The organism is Aphanothece microscopica RSMan92, from assembly GCF_046613545.2.
Lineage (GTDB): Bacteria > Cyanobacteriota > Cyanobacteriia > PCC-6307 > Cyanobiaceae > NIES-981.
In genome coordinates, this window is record NZ_JBKKKY020000308.1 from 1 (window position 1) to 669 (window position 669).

General features: G+C 66.1%; 1 protein-coding gene. It reads left to right on the top strand.

Annotation, left to right across the window (positions count from 1 at the left end):
* The coding region (locus ACLD7X_RS17675) for an arginyltransferase (RefSeq protein WP_411425000.1) at window positions 1–598 on the top strand (598 nt) is incomplete at its 5' end.
* Window positions 599–669 lie beyond the last annotated feature (71 nt).

A 669-nucleotide genomic window follows, 5' to 3' on the forward strand; every position in this document is an offset into this window, starting at 1 on the left:
GCAGAACATCGCCTACCGGCCGGCCTGTGAAGGCTGCGACGCCTGCCTCTCAGCCCGCATTCCGGTGCAGACGTTCGAGTTCACCCGCAGCCGCCGCCGGATCGAGCGGCTGAACGCTGACGTCTCGGTCAGCCTGCGTCCGGGCCGGGCGACCGAGGAACAATTCTGGCTGCTGAAGCGCTACCTCTCCAGCCGTCATGCCAACGGCGGCATGAACGAGATGAACGCCTTCGATTTCGCCGCCATGGTGGAGGAATCCACCGTGCGCACGCATCTGGTGGAGTATCGCGCCGGCCCTCACGAGGATCTGATCGGCTGCACGCTCGTGGATGTGTTGGGCGACGGGCTGTCGTTGGTCTATTCCTTCTACGATCCGCGTGCGGACCATCGCAGCCTCGGCGCCTTCATGATCCTCAATCATGTGCGCCAGGCGCAGGCGGCGGGCATGGCGCATGTGTATCTGGGTTATTGGGTGCGCGGGTCGGACAAGATGGACTACAAGGCCCGGTTCCAGCCGCTGGAGCTGCTGGCCGGCGGGGGCTGGATGCCGTTCGAGGCGTGGCGCCAGCACCATGATGGCGAGGGCGGAGAGGATTAAGGGATGGACCGGCGCACGCTGTTGACGTCGATCGCAGTCGGAACGGCGGTCGGCGCAGGAGCCGGCGTGGC